The organism is Mesorhizobium sp. B2-5-11, assembly GCF_006440835.1.
Classification (GTDB): Bacteria; Pseudomonadota; Alphaproteobacteria; order Rhizobiales; family Rhizobiaceae; genus Mesorhizobium.
The window spans coordinates 75,210-93,802 of sequence record NZ_VFUK01000003.1; the positions used below are offsets into that span (position 1 = coordinate 75,210).

The window sequence follows — 18,593 nt, forward strand, 5'->3', positions numbered from 1 at the left end:
TGATGCCGGCCGTTATTGGCTTGATAGCGGGGACCGGTTGGCTCTAAGAAGCGGCCATGTCGATTTGGGACCGCCTCGGCGACTTCATCACGCGGATTTCGTCCTCAGCCTCGTCGGGCGTCGCCGACGTGGTCGAGGCTGTACGCACCGTTTTTTCCGGCGATGCGGATTTGCGCCGTCGCGTCGCTTTCTCGGTGGCGATGATTGCGCTCTCGGCCAAGATGGCCAAGGCCGACGGGGTCGTCACCCAGGACGAGATACGCGCCTTCCAGGAAATATTCGAGGTGCCGCCAAAGGAGACGCGCAACGTGGCGCGACTCTACGATCTGGCCAAACGTGACGTTGCCGGCTTCGAGACCTATGCCGAGCGCATGGCGCAGCTTTGTGGCTCCGGCCATTCGAACTGCATGATGCTGGAGGATATACTCGACGGCCTGTTCCACATTGCCAAGGCCGACGGGCTGATCCATGAGCGTGAAGGCCAGTTCCTGCACCGCATCGCCGAAATCTTCCGCATAGACGAGGTGCACTACGAGGCGATCCTTGCCAGGCACGTCAATCTTGGTGCGGCCGACCCCTATGTCGTGCTCGGCATCGAGCGCGGCAAGCCGTTCGAGGAGGTCAGGAAACGCTACCGCAAGCTGGTTTCCGACAATCATCCGGACCGGCTGATCGCGCGTGGCCTGCCGCAGGAATTCATCAAGATCGCGACGACGAGGCTCGCGGCGATCAACACCGCCTATGAGATGATCGAGCGGGGCCTGCGGCACGCATGAGCGGCTTCCTGCCCGACGAGCCGAGCGCCGAGGTCAGGGTATCGCCGAATTTCGGGCCACGGCGCGAGACGCTGAAGCCCGAGATGATCGTGCTGCACTATACCGGCATGCCGACAGGCGCCGGGGCCGAGGCGTGGCTGTGCGACCCGGCCAGCGAAGTCTCCTCGCACTATCTGGTGCATGAGAACGGCCATATCGTGCAGATGGTCCGGGAAAGCGACCGCGCCTGGCATGCTGGGAAGAGTTCGTGGTTCGGACGCACCGACATCAACTCCTGTTCCGTCGGCATCGAGATCGTCAATCCGGGACATTCACTGGGTTATCCCGATTTTCCCAAGCGGCAGATCGATGCGGTGATCGGCCTGTGCGCCGGAATAGCCCGCCGGCATGCGATTGCCCCCCCGCGGGTGCTGGCGCACTCCGACGTGGCGCCGGGGCGCAAGATCGATCCGGGCGAGAAGTTTCCTTGGCGGGCCCTGTTCGAGGGCGGCGTAGGCCATCTCGTGCCGGCAGCACCGATCAGGCGGGGCGCCGTGCTGAAGACCGGCGACGCCGGCGCCGATGTCGAGGCGCTGCAATCGATGCTGGCGCTCTACGGCTATGGAGTCGAAATAACGGGTGTTTTCGACCAGCAGACGCGGGTCGTGGTCGAGGCTTTCCAGCGTCATTTCCGGCCACGCCGGATCGATGGAGTGGCGGACGGATCGACGATGCGCACGCTTCAACGGCTGCTCGCTTCCCACCGAACTTGACCCTGGGTCAGGATGCCGTCCAAGTAATGCTTTTCCGACATTAAGTTACAAACTGTCACTTAAAGTGACTTGCCCCGCCTTCATTGCGCGCAATTCGGGCCTCAAAGGGCAATCCGTACAGTTTGTCGGGCGTCTAACCCCCGGATGGTCCGACATTAATCAAGCAATGCCGCGCGGAGATCTTCGCGCGTTCAGACAGAACAGGATCACATGCAGAAATTGACCGTTGTAACGGCAGCTCTTGCTGCCGGCGTAATGACTTTTGCCTTCGGGGCGGCGAGCGCCGCGCCGCTGAGCCCACGGGCCGATCAGGGCCTCGCCGCAGCGACCGCCAAGGGCAAGGCCATTTCGGCCAAAAGCAGCAAGGATGTGAAGGCGGCGAAGCGGTCTTCCGCGAAAGTGGAGAAGGCGAGCTGGACCAAGGCCAAGAAGCCGAGCACAAAACAGAAGACCAGACGAGACCGCAAGGCCCTCGACAAAACGACGACGGCATCGATCGGGATCAAGGAAGCAGTGGCCTCGACGGCAGCGGTGGCCAGTGGCGATCAGTATTCGGCCATCGTGGCGCGTTACGCCGCAAGCTATGGCGTGCCGGCGTCGCTCGCTCACGCCGTGATCAAGATCGAGAGCAACTATCGGCCGAACCTCGTCGGCGGCGCCGGCGAAATCGGCTTGATGCAGATCAAGCCGGCGACGGCGCGGATGATGGGCTATAGCGGCTCGGCCAATGGGCTCTTCAATCCGGACACCAACATCAAATACGGCATGAAGTATCTTGCCATGGCGCGGGATCTCGGCGGCGGCACGACGTGCGGCACGATCCTGAAATACAATGCCGGCCACGGCGCCACCCGAATGAACCCGGTCTCGGCGGCCTATTGCAGCAAGGTCAAGGTGCAACTGGCGGCTGTCGGGTCGCCGGCGTGACAAGAACCGGTCGTAACCGGCTTTTTTAGTTGCGTTTTGTGGCGTGAACCCCTTTATACGCCTGGCCAGCTGGCCGGGCGGCCGCACCAGCAAAAGCCGAAAGGCCGCGGGTGAGGAAAGTCCGGGCTCCATGGAGACACGGTGCCGGCTAATGGCCGGCGGGGGCGACCCCAGGGAAAGTGCCACAGAAAGCAAACCGCCACGACTTGGCTTTGCCGGGTCGGGGCAAGGGTGAAAGGGTGGGGTAAGAGCCCACCGCGCGACTGGCAACAGGAGCGGCACGGTAAACCCCACCGGGAGCAAGACCGAATAGGGGCGGTGCGAGGGGAAACCCTCGAGGGCTGTTTCCGGCTCACCGTCCGGGTAGGTTGCGTGAGGCGCATGGCAATATGCGCCCAAGATGAATGGCCGCCACGTTCTCGCGCCGCAAGGGGCGAGGGCCATACAGAACCCGGCTTATAGGCCAGCTGGCAGTTTTTAAGCTGCCCGAGAAAGTTCTTTGAGATCGGCAGGTTGCGCCCTCCGGCGCGCCTGTCGATTCAGGTCTTTTGATTGGTCGCCCGTGGACGCGATCGAAATTCTTCGCGTGCTGCACGGCCATCGCAATATCGAAGCCGAGGACCTTGGATCATAACCGATCCGGTCAGCCGCCGATCCTGTCCAGCGACGCCTCTATCGCCTTCCAGAGCTCTTCCACCGGCTCACAGCCTACAGAAAGGCGAACGAAGCCGGGCGATACCGCATCGCCTCGTTTCGAACGCCGCTCGGCGGAGGTGTGGACGCCGCCGAAGGATGTCGCGGCCTGCATCAATTCGCAGTTGTTGATGAAATCCTCGGCCTTCTGCTCCGAAGCGAGTTCGAAGGAAACAAGGAAGCCGAAGCGTTCCATCTGGGCACGGGCAAGATTGTGCGAAGGATCGCCTTCCAGGCCGGGATAGCGCAGGCCCGTGATCGCCGGGTGACCTTGCAGGCGCCGCGCGATCACTTCCGCCGAGGAGCACATGCGGTCGAAGCGCACGTCGAGCGTTTCGAGGCCACGATGCACAAGCCACGCTTCGAACGGCCCTGGAATGCCGCCGGACGTTTCGCGCCAATCCGTCACCGCGGCGATGATGTCGGCGTTGCGGCTCGCGACATGGCCGAACAGCACGTCGGAGTGGCCGTTGGGCGCCTTAGTGTCCGCGGCGATGACAATATCCGCGCCATGGTCGAGCGGGCGCTGGCCGAAAGGCGTCATGGTCGTATTATCAACGACAAGCTTTGCGCCCGCTTTGTGTGCGGCCGCGGCCACCGCCGCGATATCGCATATGTCCAGCCCCGGATTAGCGGGCGTCTCTACGAAAGCGAGACGATAGCCTTCGAAACCGCCATCGAGGAAGGTCGAGGTTGGCCTCACATCGTAGGCGATGCCGAGTGGTTTCAAGAAGCGTTCGGCCAGTGCCCTTGTCGTGTGATAGCCATCCGAAGGCAGAAGAATGCGGTCGCCGGTCTTGAGGACAGCGAAAAATGCCGCCGAAATCGCCGCCATTCCGGAAGGAAAGGCGACGCAGGGCGCGTCTTCCAGATGCGCCAGCATATGTTCTACCGCATCCCAGGTCGGATTGCTGAAACGGCCATACTGGTTGAAACCGGTGGCGTCGCCAGGCGCGTGAAAGATGGCAGCCATGGTGAGTGGCAGGGGGATGGAATCGCCGACGGCAAGTGCGTTGCGACGGAGGTGGGCAAGAGCCGCGGCGCGCGACCGTGCTGTTTCAGACATCGACATTCCAACCCTCTTGGTGACCCTGGACGTGTGGTGAGACGCTATGCCCGGCAACAGCTCGCGACAAGGCGCGTCCGGTTGGGCCAAGCGGCTCTAAACGCTTCGTTAGGCTTAATGATCCATAAAGACGAGACGTGTTTTCAAAGCCGCTTCCATCGGTCGCGACTGCATGTTGTGAAGCCTGTTCCCGTTGACGCCCATAACACCCCATGATATCCCATATCGATACCAAAGCCTTCGTTCCGCGTCAGAGTGAAGCGTACGCCAATCGGGCAGCCGCGGCGGCTGCGCGTTTGCCGGTTTTCGCCCCTGTCACGGAGGCGGGTTCAGGGCAGGGAACGCGTAGCGGTGGCGCGTGCAACACGACGAAGAGGGGTGCGGCGGCGCAAGCGGCCGTGACGTGTGATGGACCGGTTTCTGTCGAACACGGTGAGCAGGATCGATGCGAAGGGGCGGGTGTCCGTTCCTGCGCATTTTCGCGCCGTCGTTCAGAAACGCGGCTATTCGGATCTCTACGCGCTGCGTTGCCTGGATCTGCCGGCCATGGATGTCGGCGGGCCCGACCTGCTCGACCGCTACGAGCAGCGCATCGCGCTCGAGGATCCGTTCCAGCAGACGGCGGACGACATGTCGTTCTTCTGCCATGGCGACGGAACATTCCTGAAGCTGGACCAGGATGGTCGCATCACGATCAGCGACTTCATCCGCGAACATGCCGGCCTTTCGGCGGAAGTAGCCTTTGTCGGGCGCGGCAATTTCTTTCAGATCTGGGAGCCGGGACGGCTTGCGGCCTACGGAGCGCAGGCGCGGGCCCGGCTTTTGCAGCTTCGGCAGGGGACGAAGCCTGGGGAGCGACCGGAATGACGGTGGGCCACGGCGATGATATCAACGCCGTTGGCGGACCGGCCCGCCACATTCCGGTCCTCCTTGCCGAAGTGTTGCAGGCGCTCTCGCCAGCGGAAGGGGACGTCATCGTCGACGGCACGTTCGGCGCCGGCGGCTACACCAAGGCCATCCTGGCGGCCGGCGCGTCCGTGGTTGCCATTGATCGCGATCCGGATGCCATAGCGGCTGGTCGCAATCTCGAAGCCCAATCAGGCGGCCGCCTGCGATTGGTGCAGGCGCCATTCTCGATGCTGGACCAGCATGTCGAAAGTGCCGACGGCGTCGTGCTCGACATCGGCGTTTCCTCGATGCAGCTCGACCAGGCGGAGCGCGGGTTTTCGTTCCGCGTCGATGGGCCTCTCGACATGCGCATGGCGCAGGCGGGCCTCAGCGCCGCAGATGTCGTCAACAACTTCAAGCCGGGCGATCTTGCCCGCATCTTCGGCTTCCTCGGGGAGGAGCGCCACGCCGGGCGCATCGCGCGCATGATCGAAGCGCGTCGCGAAAAGCGTCCGTTCGAGCGCACGCTGGAGCTTGCCGACGCCATCGAGACGCATATCGGCCGGGCGCCGAAGGACAAGATCCATCCCGCCACCCGCGTCTTTCAGGCGCTGCGCATCTTCGTCAATGACGAGCTCGGTGAGTTGGCCAAGGCGCTGTTCGCCGCCGAGCGGGCGCTGAAGCCGGGCGGACGACTTGCCGTGGTGACATTCCATTCGCTGGAGGACCGCATCGTCAAGCGCTTCATTGCCGATCGCTCCGACGCCGCGAGCGGCTCGCGCCACATGCCGGAGGCACGGGCACGCAGTGCCACCTTCAGCAAGTCCGGCGGCGGCGTGACGCCGGGTGATGCCGAGACTGCGGCCAACCCGCGCGCCCGCTCGGCAAGGCTGCGCGCCGCCATCCGCACCGATGCGCCGGCGCGTGCCGTCGATTTTTCGATTTTCGGCCTTCCAAAACTTCCCGGCCCAAAACTTCCCGGCATCGAGCGGCCGGGGGAGAGGTAAGCACGTGTTTCGTTCCAGCGACATCGTCCTCATCGCCGTCATGGTCTCGGCGGCGGCCCTGACCTACAAAACCAAGCGCGAGGCCGAGGACCAATTGGCTGCAGTGCAGAAGATCCATGCTGAGATACGCTACGAGGAGGACACGATCGACCTGCTCAAGGCCGACTGGAGCCTGCTCACCCAGCCATCGCGGCTACAGAAGCTCGCCGAGCTCTACAAGTCGCAGCTTGAACTGGAGCCGGTCAGCGCGCACCAGATCGTCGGCCTCGGCGACCTGCCAGCCAAAACCCTCGACATCCAGGACATCCTGAACGGGCGCCAAGGCGGCATGGCAGACAATTCCGGCAACACACCCTCGGACGGCAAGGATCCCATCGTGACCGGAGGCATCGCCCAATGATCGGCAAACTGCTGAAACGTCGCCCCAGGGCCACCGAGGACGGTTCGATCGTGGTCGATGGCGCCCGCAAGGCGACCGGAGGCAAGGGCAAGGCGCGCATCGTCATGACGATGGCGGTGTTCTTCGGTATCTTCTCGATCATTTCCGGGCGGCTTGTCTATCTCGGCTTCCAGACCCCCGACATGTCGGGCGGCCCGCAGAGCCGGGTGACGGCCTCGCGACCCGACATTGTCGACCGCAACGGCGAGGTGCTGGCGACGGACATCAAGACGGCATCGCTGTTTGCAGAGCCGCGCCGCATCGTCGACGCCGACGAGGCGATCGAAAAGCTGTCGACGGTGCTGCCGGAGATCGATTACGAGCAGACCTACCATAAGCTGAAGAGCGGCGCCGGCTTCGTCTGGCTGCAGCGGCAGCTGACGCCCAAGCAGCAGGCCGACATCATGCAGCTCGGCATTCCCGGTTTCGGCTTCCGCACCGAGAAGCGCCGTTTCTACCCCAGTGGTGAAACCTCGTCCTACATTGTCGGCCTGACCAATATCGACAATCAAGGCATCTCCGGCATGGAGAAATATATCGACGAGCAGGGCCTGAGCGATCTGCAGGCGTCGGGCCTGGCGGTGGCGAAGGATCTCAAGCCGGTGAAGCTCTCGATCGATCTGCGCGTCCAGCATGTGGTGCGCGACGAGATTGCCGCCGGCCTGGAGCGCTATCGCGCCATGGGCGCGGGCGCCGTCGTGCTCAACGTCAAGACCGGCGAAGTGGTGGCCATGGCCTCGGTGCCGGATTTTGATCCGAACAATCCCTACAATGCACAAGACAAGGACCGGCTGAACCGGATGTCGGCGGGGCTCTATGAGATGGGCTCGACCTTCAAGAGCTTCACATCGGCCATGGCGCTCGATTCCGGCAAGGCGACGATGGCGAGCCGCTTCGACGCTTCGCATCCAATCCGGGTCGGCCATCAGGCCATTCACGATTTCCACGGCAAGAACCGCGTGCTGTCGTTGCCGGAGGTGTTCCTCTATTCATCCAACATCGGGTCGGCCAGGGAGGCCGAACTGGTCGGCATCGAGGCGCACCGCGAATTCCTGCATCGTCTTGGCATCTTGGACAAGATGCAGACCGAACTGCCGGAAGTCGCCCGTCCGACTGAACCGAAGGTCTGGAAACAGGTCAACTCGTTCACCATCGCCTTCGGTCATGGCGTGTCGACGACACCGTTGCAGGCGGCTGTCGGCTGCGCGGCGCTGATCAATGGCGGATATCTGATGGAGCCGACATTCCTGGTCCGCAGCCAGCAGGACGCGATGGCGGCGGCCAAGAAAGTGGTAGCCGACAAAACGGTCGAGGGCATGCGCTATCTCTACATGCTCAACGCCGAGAAGGGCTCGGCCAGAAATGCCAGGGTCCCCGGCTACCGCGTTGGCGGCAAGACCGGAACAGCCGAGAAGGTCATCAATGGCCGCTACTCGAAGGAGTTGAATTTCAATACGTTCGTCGCCGCATTCCCGATGGACGATCCGCAATATCTCGTGTTTACGATTGCCGATGCTCCGCACCCGGAAAAGCCGGGCATGACGGACGTCGCGGCCGCGAATGCCGGGGTCATGGCCGGCAATATCATCAGGCGTTCCGCGGCCATGCTTGGCGTGAAGCCAGATTTCAGCCATGAAAATGGTGCAACGCTGGTTTCCTATCAATGATTCTTAGGGCGCGCCGGCAACTGCGCGCTATTTTGTTGCGGTGAACGGAACTCGATGAAGCTCAAAAATCTAACCGGTATCCTGCCAGTCGAAGGAACAGCTTCCGTCGATCTGGAGGTTACCGGCATCTCTTCGGATTCCCGCCAGGTTAAACCCGGCGTCGTCTTTTTCGCGCTCGCTGGAAGCAAGGCGGATGGCGCCGTCTATGCCGCGGAGGCCGCCGCACGAGGGGCTGCCGCGATCGTCGCGGGCAAGGACAGCGCCCTTGGGGAACTGCCGGTTCCCGTGTTGACCGTCGATGACCCGCGCCTGGCGCTGGCCCTGAGCGCGGCCCGTTATTTCGGCAAACAGCCGCAGACGATGGTGGCCGTCACCGGCACCAGCGGCAAGACCTCGGTCGCCGCTTTCGTCAGGCAGATCTGGGAGCAGGCCGGCTTTGCCGCGGCCTCGATCGGCACCACCGGCGTGGTGGCGCCGGGCCGCAACGATTATGGCTCGCTGACGACGCCAGATCCCGTCGCCTTGCATCAGCTGTTGCTTGAACTGGCGGACGCCGGCGTCACCCATGCCTCCATGGAGGCCTCCAGCCATGGTCTCGACCAGCGCCGTCTCGACGGCGTCAGGCTGGCCGCCGGCGGCTTCACCAATCTCGGCCGCGACCACATGGACTACCATCCGACGGTCGAGGACTATCACCGGGCCAAGCTGCGTCTGTTTGATGCGCTGCTGCCGAAGGGCGCGCCGGCCGTGATCTTCGCCGACGATCCGTGGTCGGCGCCAACCATCCAGGCGGCGAAGGTCGCAAGGCTCGACGTGCTGACGGTCGGCCGCCACGGCGATTTCCTGACGCTGAAGCGGGTCGAGCATGAGCGCCACCGCCAGCGTGCCGAGGTCGAGGCCGACGGGATGCTCTACGAGATCGACCTGCCGCTGGCCGGCGATTTCCAGATAGCCAACGCGCTGGTTTCGGCCGGGCTTGCCATCTCCACGGGAACGCCAGTCGCCAAGGCCTTGAAGGCGTTGGAGAAACTCAAGGGCGCACCCGGCCGGCTCGACCTTGTCGGGACGACTGCAAACGGCGCGCCGGTCTATGTCGATTATGCGCATAAGCCGGACGCGCTGGAAAACGTGCTTGCCTCGGTGCGCCCGTTCACCACCGGCCGGGTCATCGTCGTGTTCGGCTGCGGCGGCGACCGCGATCGCGGTAAGCGGCCGATCATGGGCGAGATCGCGACGCGGCTCGCCGACGTCGTCATCGTCACCGACGACAATCCGCGCTCGGAAGTGCCGGAGACGATCCGGGCCGCGATCCTTGCCGCCGCTCCCGGCGCGATCGAGATCGGTGACCGGCGCGCGGCGATCCACGAGGCCGTTGCCATGTTGCATGCCGGGGACACGCTGATCGTGGCCGGCAAGGGTCATGAGGAAGGCCAGACGATCGGCACCGAGACCCTGCATTTCTCCGACCACGAAGAAGTCCGTGCCGCGCTGCTGGAGCGTGCCGCATGAATTTGCTGTGGACATCCGAGACGCTGGTCGCCGCCATGGACGGGCGACCGATCGGGCCGATGCCGGACGGCATATCGGGCATTTCGATCGACAGCCGCAGCCTTCAGCCGGGCGACGCTTTCTTCGCCATCAAGGGCGAGGCGATGGACGGCCATGATTTCGCGACCGCCGCCATCAAGGCCGGAGCCGGGGTGCTGGTCGTGGCCGAAGGCAAGCTGCCGTCGCTTGGCCGGCTGACGGCGCCGATGATCGTCGTCGAGGACGTGCTGGTGGCACTGGAAAAGCTCGGTGTCGCATCGCGCGATCGTTCCCAGGCCAGGATCATCGCGGTGACCGGTTCGGCGGGCAAAACGACCACCAAGGAAGCGCTGCGCCACGTGCTGTCGGCGGTCGGCAAGGTGCATGCCTCGGTGCAGTCGTTCAACAACCATTGGGGCGTGCCGCTCACCTTGGCGCGCATGCCGGCCGATTGCGACTATGCCGTGTTCGAGATCGGCATGAACCATCCCGACGAGATCAGGCCGCTGGTCAAGATGGTAAGGCCGCATGTCGCCATCGTCACCATGATCGCGGCCGCGCATCTCGGCTTCTTCCGAAATCTGGACGAGATCGCCAAGGCGAAGGCCGAGATTTTCGAAGGGCTGGAACCTGGCGGCGCGGCGATCCTCAACCGCGACGACGCGCGTTTCAAGCTTCTCGACAAGATGGCGCACGCCGCCGGCGTCGAGCATGTCTATGGGTTCGGCGAGAACGCGCGCTCAACCTTCAGACTGGTCAAATGCGAAGTCCATGCCGATCATTCCGACATTGCCGCCAGGATCGGCGGTCACGAGGTGACGGCTCGCATCGGCGCGCCCGGCCGCCACATGGTGCAGAACATTCTGGCAGTCCTCGGCGCGGCCCGTCTGGTCGGTGCCGATCTCGACAAGGTTGCCCTAGCGCTGGCCGATCTCTCGGCCGAGCGCGGCCGCGGCAAACGCTATGTGCTGCGTCATCCCGGTGGCTCGACTTCGAGCCATCCCGGTGGCCCGACTTCAAGCCACCCCGGTGGACCGATCACGCTGATCGACGAAAGCTACAACGCCAACCCCGCCTCGATGGCGGCCGCCATGGCGCTGCTCAACGCGACGCCGGTGACGGGCGAAGGCCGCCGCATCGCCGTGCTGGGCGATATGCTGGAGCTCGGCGAGTATTCGGCCAAGCTGCATGCTGCACTTGCCGGTCTCATCGTCGGCACCGGCACGCAGACCGTCTTTCTCGGCGGTCCGGAGATGCGGGCGCTGGCGGAAGCGCTGCCGGGCGAGATCAGGACAGAATACCGCGCCAACGTCGAGGAATTGAAGCCGGTTCTGTTTGCCGCACTGAAGCCAGGCGACGTGGTGATGATCAAATCGTCGAAGGGCATCGGCTTTGCAAAGCTGGTCGATGCGTTGCTGGGCAAGTTCCCGGCTGAAACGACAATCGGCAAACAGACCTAGGGTCAAGTCGGGGACGAAAAGCGCATGTTCACACTGCTCGTCGATTTCGCGGACAAGATCTCGGTCTTCAATGTCTTCCGCTACATCACCTTCCGTACCGGCGGGGCGCTGATCACCTCGGCGCTGATCGTCTTCATCTTCGGGCCGACCATCATCAATTCGCTCAGGTTGCGCCAGGGCAAGGGCCAACCGATCCGCGCCGACGGGCCACAGACCCATTTCAAGAAGGCCGGCACGCCGACCATGGGCGGACTGATGATCCTGTCCGGCATCATCGGCTCATCGTTGCTGTGGGCGAACCTGTCGAGCATCTATGTCTGGGTGGTGCTGTTGGTGACGCTGGGCTTCGGCTCGATAGGTTTCTACGACGACTATCTGAAGGTGACGAAGCAGTCGCATCTCGGCTTTTCCGGCAAGGCGCGGCTGGCGCTCGAATTCGTCATCGCCGGCATCGCCGCCTGGGCGATCATGCATAATGGCCAGGCGCCGTTCTCCTCGTCGCTGACATTCCCCTTTGCCAAGGAATTCCTGATCAATCTCGGCTGGTTCTTCGTTCCGTTCTCCTGCTTCGTCATCGTGGGAGCGGGCAATGCGGTGAACCTCACCGACGGCCTGGATGGCCTGGCGATCGTGCCGATCATGATCGCGGCGGCGTCCTTCGGCGTCATTGCCTATCTCTCCGGCAATGCCGTATTCGCCGAGTATCTGCAGATCCATTTCGTGCCCGGCACCGGCGAACTGGCTGTTGTGCTTGGTGCTGTCATCGGCGCCGGCCTCGGCTTTCTCTGGTTCAACGCGCCGCCGGCGGCGATCTTCATGGGCGACACCGGCTCGCTGGCCATGGGCGGGCTGATCGGCACCGTTGCGGTCGCCACCAAGCACGAGATCGTGCTGGTCATCGTCGGCGGTCTGTTCGTGGTCGAGATCCTGTCCGTCATCATCCAGGTCGGCTACTTCAAGATGACCGGCAAGCGTGTGTTCCTGATGGCGCCGATCCATCATCACTTCGAAAAGCTCGGCTGGACCGAAAGCCAGGTGGTGATCCGCTTCTGGATCATCGCCGTCATCCTGGCGCTGGTCGGCCTTTCCACCCTCAAGCTCAGATAGGCGCGCCCCGTGATTCCCGCCGCATCCTTTGCAGGCAAGCGTGTTTCGCTCTTCGGGCTCGGCGGCTCGGGGATCGCGACGGCACGCGCGTTGATCGAGGGCGGTGCAGAGGTGCTCGCCTGGGACGATAATCCAGGCAGTGTCGCCAAGGCGGCCGAAGCGGGTATTGCAACCGCCGACCTGCGTGGCGCCAACTGGGCCGGTTTCTCAGCTTTCGTGCTGTCGCCCGGCGTGCCGCTGACGCATCCCAAGCCGCACTGGACGGTGGAACTGGCGCGCGGTTCGGGTGTCGAGATCATCGGCGACGTCGAGCTTTTCTGCCGCGAGCGGACACTCGGCGCGCCAGCAGCCCCATTCATCGCCATCACCGGCACCAACGGCAAGTCGACGACCACGGCGCTGACGGCGCATATATTGAAGGCTTCCGGCCGCGACACGCAGATGGGCGGCAATATCGGCCGCGCCGTGATGACGCTCGATCCGCCGCAACCCGACCGGCACTATGTCGTCGAATGCTCGTCCTACCAGATCGACCTCGCACCATCGATCAATCCGACGGCCGGCATCCTGCTCAATTTGACGCCGGATCACCTCGACCGTCACGGCACCATGCAGCATTACGCTTCGATCAAGGAGCGGCTGGTTGCCGGCAGCGAGACCGCGATCGTCGGCATCGACGATTCCTGGTGTGCGCAGATTGCCGAACGGCTGGAGCGGGCGGGGCGGCACGTCATCCGCATTTCGAAGCGGCTGCCGCTGACCGACGGCTATTTCGCCGATGGCACCAATTTGATGGAAGCGGTGCATGGCCGCTACAGCCGGGTCGCCTTCCTCGAAGGCATCGGCTCGCTGCGCGGGCAGCACAATGCGCAAAACGCGCTTGCCGCGGTGGCCGCCTGCCTCAAGGTCGGGCTCGACCTCGGCGAGATCCAGTCCGGACTGGAAAGCTTTCCGGGCCTGGCGCATCGCATGGAGCAGGTCGGCCGCAAGGACCACGTGCTGTTCGTCAACGATTCCAAGGCGACCAACGCCGATGCGGCGGCACCCGCCCTGTCGAGCTTTTCACGCATCTACTGGATCGCCGGCGGCCTGCCCAAGGAAGGCGGCATCGAGCCGCTGCGCGGCTTCTTCCCGCGTATCGCCAAGGCCTATCTGATCGGCGAGGCAGCGCCGGCCTTTTCGGCGACGCTGGGCGAGGCGGTGCCGTATGAGATATCGGGCACGCTTGCAGCCGCGGTCGAGCATGCCGCGCATGATGCGGCCAAGGACGATGGCGGCGAGGCGGTGGTGCTGTTGTCGCCGGCCTGCGCCAGTTTCGACCAATTCAAGAATTTCGAGGTCCGCGGCGAAGCCTTCAGGCAAGCTGCGAATGCTATCGAGGGCGTCAAACCCATCGGAGGGGCACGATAATGCAGAGCCGTCTCGACAAAAGCCCGGTTGCGACCTGGTGGTGGACCATCGATCGCTGGTTCCTGGCGGCGTTCCTGTCGCTGATGGGGCTGGGCATAGTTTTGTCCTTCGCCGCAAGTCCCGCGGTCGCCGAACGCATCGGCCTCGACAGTTTCCATTTCGCGACCAGGCAGATCATCTTCACCGTGCCGGCGCTCGGCGTGATGCTGGCGGTGTCCTTCCTCGATTCCAGAGAAATCCGGCGCATGGCGCTGATCATGCTGTGCCTGATGCTGGTGCTGATGGTGGCGGTGCTCTACATCGGCGTCGAGGTGAAAGGCGCGCGGCGCTGGGTGTCGCTTGCCGGCCTGTCGATCCAGCCCTCGGAGTTTTTGAAACCCGCCTTTGTCATCATGTGCGCCTGGCTGTTCGCCGAACACAAGCGCCAGCCCGACATTCCGGGCAATCTCTTCGCCATGTTGCTCTTGGTACTGGTCGTATCGCTGCTGGTGGCGCAGCCGGACCTCGGCCAGACCATGCTGACGACCGGCACCTGGGGCATCATGTTCTTCATGGCGGGGCTGCCATGGCTGTGGATCGTCGTGCTCGGAGCGGCCGGCGTCGGCGGCGTCTTTGCCGCCTATACGGTATTTCCGCACGTCGCCCTGCGTATCGACAAGTTCCTCACTGGCGAAGGCGACACGTTCCAGGTCGATATGGGCCGCGACGCATTGATCAATGGCGGCTGGTTCGGCGTCGGGCCGGGCGAGGGCACCGTCAAGCGGGTCATCCCCGACAGCCATGCCGATTTCGTCTTTTCGGTCGCGGGCGAGGAATTCGGATTGATCATGTGTTTCTTCATCATGTCCATCTTCGCCTTCATCGTGCTGCGCGGCCTCAACACGGCGCTGAAGGAGCATGACGATTTCACCCGCTATGCGGTCGGCGGCCTCGTCACCGTGTTCGGCCTGCAGGCAGTCATCAACATGTGCGTCAACCTGCAGCTGGTGCCGGCCAAGGGCATGACGCTGCCGTTCATCTCCTATGGCGGCTCTTCGCAGATTGCCATCGCCATCTCGATGGGAATGGTGCTGGCGCTGACGCGCAAGCGACCGGAAAAGCGCAAGCAGGTGGGCTTTGCCTTGCCACAGCGCGCCATGCCGGCGGAGTGACATGGCCAGAGGCGTTATCCTTCTCTCGGCGGGCGGAACCGGCGGACATCTGTTTCCGGCCGAGGCACTGGCGCATGAGTTGAACGCGCGTGGCTGGACGGTGCATCTGGCGACCGACGACCGCGCTGAGCGCTTTGCCGGCCACTTCCCGGCCGCCGCCATCCACCCGATCCAGTCCGCGACGCTGGGCTCCAAAAATCCTGTTGCCCTGCTTGGCGCTTTCTGGAAAATCTGGCGCGGCGTGCGCCAGGCGTCCGCCATCATCGGCAGGATCAAGCCCGATACCGTGGTCGGCTTTGGCGGCTATCCGACCTTGCCGCCGCTCTACGCCGCGACGCGGCGCAAGGTGCCGACGCTGATCCACGAGCAGAACGCGGTGATGGGACGCGCCAACCGGGCGCTGGCCAGCCGCGTCGATGCGATTGCCGGTGGCTTCCTGCCGCAAGACGAAAGCGCCGTCGGCGCCAAGACGGTGACGACAGGCAATCCGGTCCGCCCACAGGTGCTCGAAGCCGCAAAGACCGCCTACGCCGCCTCGGCCGGGAACGATCCCTTCCGCCTGCTGGTGTTCGGCGGCAGCCAGGGCGCGCAGTTCTTCTCCGATGCGGTGCCGGCGGCCGTCGCCTTGCTCCCCGACGCACTCCGCAAGCGGCTGGTGATCACGCAGCAGGCTCGGGCCGATGATGTCGGGCGGGTGAAGGCGGCCTATGCAGCGCTCGGTGTCGTTGTCGAGGTCTCGCCCTTCTTCAGCGACATGGCGGCGCGTATAGCGGCCGCACAGCTGGTTATGTCGCGCTCCGGCGCGTCGACCGTCTCGGAAATCGCCGTCATCGGGCGACCGGCGCTGCTGGTGCCCTATCCCTATGCGCTCGATCACGACCAGGCCGCGAACGCAGCCGCTCTTGCGGCCGCCGGCGGTGGCGAGGTGGAGCCGCAATCCTCACTTTCGCCCGAGCGCATCGCGGCGTTGATCGGCGCCCTGATGGCCGAGCCCGAACGGCTCACGGCAATGGCTGCCGCGGCGAAGTCGGTCGGCAAACCGGATGCCGCACGGTTGCTCGCCGATCTCACAGAGGCTATTGCGTCCCGCAAAACCGTTTCGGATTTCAGGAAGGGGGCGCACCCATGAAGATGCCGCAGACCATAGGCCTCGTGCATTTCATCGGCATTGGCGGCATCGGCATGAGCGGCATCGCCGAAGTGTTGCACAATCTCGGCTACAAGGTGCAGGGGTCCGACCAGGCCGACAGCGCCAACGTGCAGCGGCTGCGCGACAAGGGGATCGAGTGCTTTGTCGGCCACAGGGAAGAAAACCTCGGCGATGCCGAAGTGGTGGTTGTCTCGACGGCTATCAAGAAATCCAACCCCGAACTGAAGGCGGCACGGGAGAAATTGCTGCCGATCGTGCGCCGCGCCGAAATGCTGGCCGAACTGATGCGCTTCCGCCAGGCAGTGGCGATCGGCGGCACGCACGGCAAGACGACGACGACCTCGATGGTAGCGACGCTGCTCGAAGCCGGCGGGCTCGACCCGACCGTCATCAATGGCGGCATCATCAACGCCTATGGCACCAATGCGCGCATGGGGGACGGCGAGTGGATGGTGGTCGAAGCCGACGAGAGCGACGGGACCTTCCTCAAGCTGCCGGCCGATATCGCCGTCGTCACCAATATCGATCCCGAACATCTCGATCACTACGGCAGTTTCGAGAAGGTGCGCGAAGCCTTCCGCCAGTTCGTCGAGAACGTGCCGTTCTACGGCTTCGGCGTCATGTGCACCGACCACCCGGAGGTGCAGGCGCTGGTCGGCCGAATCGAGGATCGCCGCGTCATCACCTATGGCGAGAACGCGCAGGCCGACGTGCGCTTCACCAACCATCGCATGGCCGGCGCGACCTCGGAATTCGACGTGGTGATCCGCGACCGCAAGGGACGCGGCCAGACGACGATATCGGATCTGCGCCTGCCGATGCCCGGCCGCCACAACGTTTCCAATGCGACGGCGGCGATCGCGGTGGCGCATGAGCTCGGCCTGTCGGCCGAGGCGATCAAGAAAGGCCTGTCGTCCTTCGCCGGCGTCAAGCGTCGCTTCACCCAAACCGGCTCCTGGAATGGCGTCGAAGTGTTCGACGATTACGGCCACCATCCGGTCGAGATCGCTGCGGTGCTGAAAGCCGCGCGCAGCGCCACCAAGGGCCGCGTCATCGCCATTGCCCAGCCGCACCGTTTTACCCGGCTGCATGATCTGTTCAATGAGTTCTCCGCCTGCTTCAACGACGCCGACACGGTGATGGTGGCGCCGGTCTACGCCGCCGGCGAGGAGCCGATCGAAGGCGTGACCTCGGATGCGCTGGTGTCGCGCATCCGCGCCGGGGGCCATCGCGACGCGCGCTACATCGAGGGTCCGGAAGCAATAGCGCCTGTTGTCCGTGATCTGGCCAGGCCCGGCGACTTCGTCGTCTTCCTCGGCGCCGGCAACATCACGCAATGGGCCTATGCGCTGCCCAAGGAGCTGGCCGTCTCATGATGCAGGGCCAGGCGCTGATCGACAGACTTGGCGGCCGGCTTGCCGGCCTGCGCGGCCGCATCACGCCGAATGCCGAGATGGACAAGATCACCTGGTTCCGCGCCGGAGGACTGGCCGAGGCGCTCTTTCAGCCAGCGGACGAGGCGGATCTCGCTGCTTTCCTGAAAGCGGTTCCCGAAGAGATACCGCTGACCATAGTCGGCGTCGGCTCGAACTTGCTTGTGCGCGATGGGGGTATTCCGGGTTTCGTCATAAGGCTGTCGGCCAAGGGGTTCGGTGAAACCGAAATTGTTTCGCCGACATCGATCAAGGCTGGCGCGGCCACGCCCGACAAGCGCATCGCCGCGGTGGCGCTGGAAGCCGGCATCGGCGGCTTCCATTTCTACCACGGCATACCGGGCGCCATCGGCGGGGCGCTGAGGATGAACGCCGGCGCCAATGGCGTCGAGACGCGCGAGCGCGTCGTCGAGGTGCGTGCGCTCGACCGCAAAGGCAACGTCCAGACGCTGAGCAATGCCGATATGGGCTATGCCTACCGGCACTCGTCGGCACCGTCCGGGCTGATCTTCACCTCGGCGATTTTCGAGGGCTTTGCCGAGGACAAGGCAGTGATCAAGGCGGCGATGGACGCGGTGCAGAACCATCGCGAGACGGTGCAGCCGATCCGCGAGAAGACCGGTGGCTCGACCTTCAAGAATCCTGAAGGCACCTCAGCCTGGAAAGAGATCGACAAGGCCGGGTGCCGCGGCCTGCTGATCGGCGGCGCGCAGATGTCGCCCATGCACTGCAATTTCATGATCAACACCGGGACAGCGACCGGCTACGAACTCGAATATCTCGGCGAAACGGTGCGCACGCGGGTGCTCGAACATTCCGGCATCCGGCTGCACTGGGAGATCAAGCGCATCGGGGACTTCCGCCCCGGACACGCCGTGCAGGAGTTTCTTGGACAGCTGCTCTAGCCGCGGTTGAAGTTCATGTGACGCATGAACTTCAACCGGTCCGGAACGACCGCGCAACCGTTGCTCCAAAGACTCAACAGCGCGGTTTTCGCATCCATTTTCTCAGAAAGTGAATCTCCCGGAATCATAAGCACTTGCCAGTGAATCAACTCTCTGATTCTCTGCTCCAAAGCGTTTCCTGATTTGAGTCGTTCGACGCGTTTCCCGCGTTTTCCGTCTGGGGGGCAACCTGCCG

At 63.9% G+C, this 18,593-nt stretch carries 16 protein-coding genes and 1 other RNA gene; 16 read left to right on the plus strand and 1 reads right to left on the minus strand.

Features of this window, described 5'->3' with window-relative positions; all coding sequences use genetic code 11:
• Positions 1-56: 56 nt before the first annotated feature.
• The 4 genes from FJ490_RS11340 to rnpB all read left to right on the plus strand — a co-directional run bounded on the left by FJ490_RS11340 (position 57) and on the right by rnpB (position 2,930).
• A complete protein-coding gene (locus FJ490_RS11340; protein WP_140495186.1) occupies positions 57-776 on the plus strand; it encodes a DnaJ family molecular chaperone in 720 nt (239 codons plus the stop codon).
• Positions 773-1,528, plus strand: a complete 756-nt coding sequence (locus tag FJ490_RS11345; RefSeq protein ID WP_140630903.1) for an N-acetylmuramoyl-L-alanine amidase — start codon at positions 773-775, stop codon at positions 1,526-1,528. Before FJ490_RS11340 ends, FJ490_RS11345 begins: the two co-directional genes overlap by 4 nt.
• A 210-nt stretch (positions 1,529-1,738) precedes the next feature.
• Positions 1,739-2,455 carry a lytic transglycosylase domain-containing protein gene (locus FJ490_RS11350; protein WP_140630905.1) on the plus strand — a complete coding sequence of 239 codons (717 nt, stop codon included), beginning with the start codon at positions 1,739-1,741 and terminating at the stop codon, positions 2,453-2,455.
• Between the two features lie 65 nt (positions 2,456-2,520).
• Positions 2,521-2,930, plus strand: an RNA gene (gene rnpB / locus FJ490_RS11355) — RNase P RNA component class A.
• Between the two features lie 168 nt (positions 2,931-3,098).
• Here rnpB and FJ490_RS11360 read toward each other — a convergent pair.
• Positions 3,099-4,214, minus strand: coding sequence for a cystathionine gamma-lyase (locus tag FJ490_RS11360; protein WP_140729188.1), 1,116 nt, complete (start codon positions 4,212-4,214; stop codon positions 3,099-3,101).
• A gap of 408 nt (positions 4,215-4,622) precedes the next feature.
• Between FJ490_RS11360 and mraZ the strand changes: the two genes are divergently transcribed.
• The 12 genes from mraZ to murB are packed head-to-tail and all read left to right on the plus strand — an operon-like array spanning position 4,623 to position 18,358.
• A complete protein-coding gene (gene mraZ / locus FJ490_RS11365; protein WP_140495198.1) occupies positions 4,623-5,081 on the plus strand; it encodes a division/cell wall cluster transcriptional repressor MraZ in 459 nt (152 codons plus the stop codon).
• Complete coding sequence (gene rsmH, locus FJ490_RS11370) at positions 5,078-6,109, plus strand: 16S rRNA (cytosine(1402)-N(4))-methyltransferase RsmH (protein ID WP_140567380.1); 1,032 nt, start codon at positions 5,078-5,080, stop codon at positions 6,107-6,109. The genes mraZ and rsmH overlap by 4 nt, the downstream gene beginning before the upstream one ends.
• 4 nt (positions 6,110-6,113) lie before the next feature.
• A complete protein-coding gene (locus FJ490_RS11375; protein ID WP_140495202.1) occupies positions 6,114-6,509 on the plus strand; it encodes a hypothetical protein in 396 nt (131 codons plus the stop codon).
• The gene (locus FJ490_RS11380; protein ID WP_140630908.1) at positions 6,506-8,215 is read left to right on the plus strand and encodes a penicillin-binding protein 2; all 1,710 of its coding nucleotides are present in this window, start codon (positions 6,506-6,508) and stop codon (positions 8,213-8,215) included. Before FJ490_RS11375 ends, FJ490_RS11380 begins: the two co-directional genes overlap by 4 nt.
• A 54-nt stretch (positions 8,216-8,269) precedes the next feature.
• Positions 8,270-9,724: a UDP-N-acetylmuramoyl-L-alanyl-D-glutamate--2,6-diaminopimelate ligase gene (locus FJ490_RS11385; RefSeq protein ID WP_140729187.1), complete on the plus strand. Its 1,455-nt coding sequence runs from the start codon at positions 8,270-8,272 to the stop codon at positions 9,722-9,724.
• Positions 9,721-11,202 carry a UDP-N-acetylmuramoylalanyl-D-glutamyl-2,6-diaminopimelate--D-alanyl-D-alanine ligase gene (locus FJ490_RS11390; protein WP_140729186.1) on the plus strand — a complete coding sequence of 494 codons (1,482 nt, stop codon included), beginning with the start codon at positions 9,721-9,723 and terminating at the stop codon, positions 11,200-11,202. Before FJ490_RS11385 ends, FJ490_RS11390 begins: the two co-directional genes overlap by 4 nt.
• Before the next feature lie 24 nt (positions 11,203-11,226).
• Positions 11,227-12,309 (plus strand): phospho-N-acetylmuramoyl-pentapeptide-transferase, encoded by a 1,083-nt coding sequence (gene mraY / locus FJ490_RS11395; protein WP_140495211.1) that lies wholly within the window; start codon positions 11,227-11,229, stop codon positions 12,307-12,309.
• 9 nt (positions 12,310-12,318) lie between these two features.
• A complete protein-coding gene (murD, locus tag FJ490_RS11400) occupies positions 12,319-13,719 on the plus strand; it encodes a UDP-N-acetylmuramoyl-L-alanine--D-glutamate ligase (RefSeq protein WP_140729185.1) in 1,401 nt (466 codons plus the stop codon).
• Positions 13,719-14,870 carry a putative lipid II flippase FtsW gene (gene ftsW, locus FJ490_RS11405; protein WP_140516599.1) on the plus strand — a complete coding sequence of 384 codons (1,152 nt, stop codon included), beginning with the start codon at positions 13,719-13,721 and terminating at the stop codon, positions 14,868-14,870. The genes murD and ftsW overlap by 1 nt, the downstream gene beginning before the upstream one ends.
• Position 14,871: 1 nt before the next feature.
• Positions 14,872-15,999 (plus strand): undecaprenyldiphospho-muramoylpentapeptide beta-N-acetylglucosaminyltransferase, encoded by a 1,128-nt coding sequence (gene murG / locus FJ490_RS11410; protein ID WP_140567372.1) that lies wholly within the window; start codon positions 14,872-14,874, stop codon positions 15,997-15,999.
• On the plus strand, positions 15,996-17,396 hold the full coding sequence (gene murC / locus FJ490_RS11415; protein WP_140495219.1) for a UDP-N-acetylmuramate--L-alanine ligase: 1,401 nt from the start codon (positions 15,996-15,998) through the stop codon (positions 17,394-17,396). The genes murG and murC overlap by 4 nt, the downstream gene beginning before the upstream one ends.
• Positions 17,393-18,358 carry a UDP-N-acetylmuramate dehydrogenase gene (murB, locus tag FJ490_RS11420; RefSeq protein ID WP_140495221.1) on the plus strand — a complete coding sequence of 322 codons (966 nt, stop codon included), beginning with the start codon at positions 17,393-17,395 and terminating at the stop codon, positions 18,356-18,358. The genes murC and murB overlap by 4 nt, the downstream gene beginning before the upstream one ends.
• Positions 18,359-18,593 lie beyond the last annotated feature (235 nt).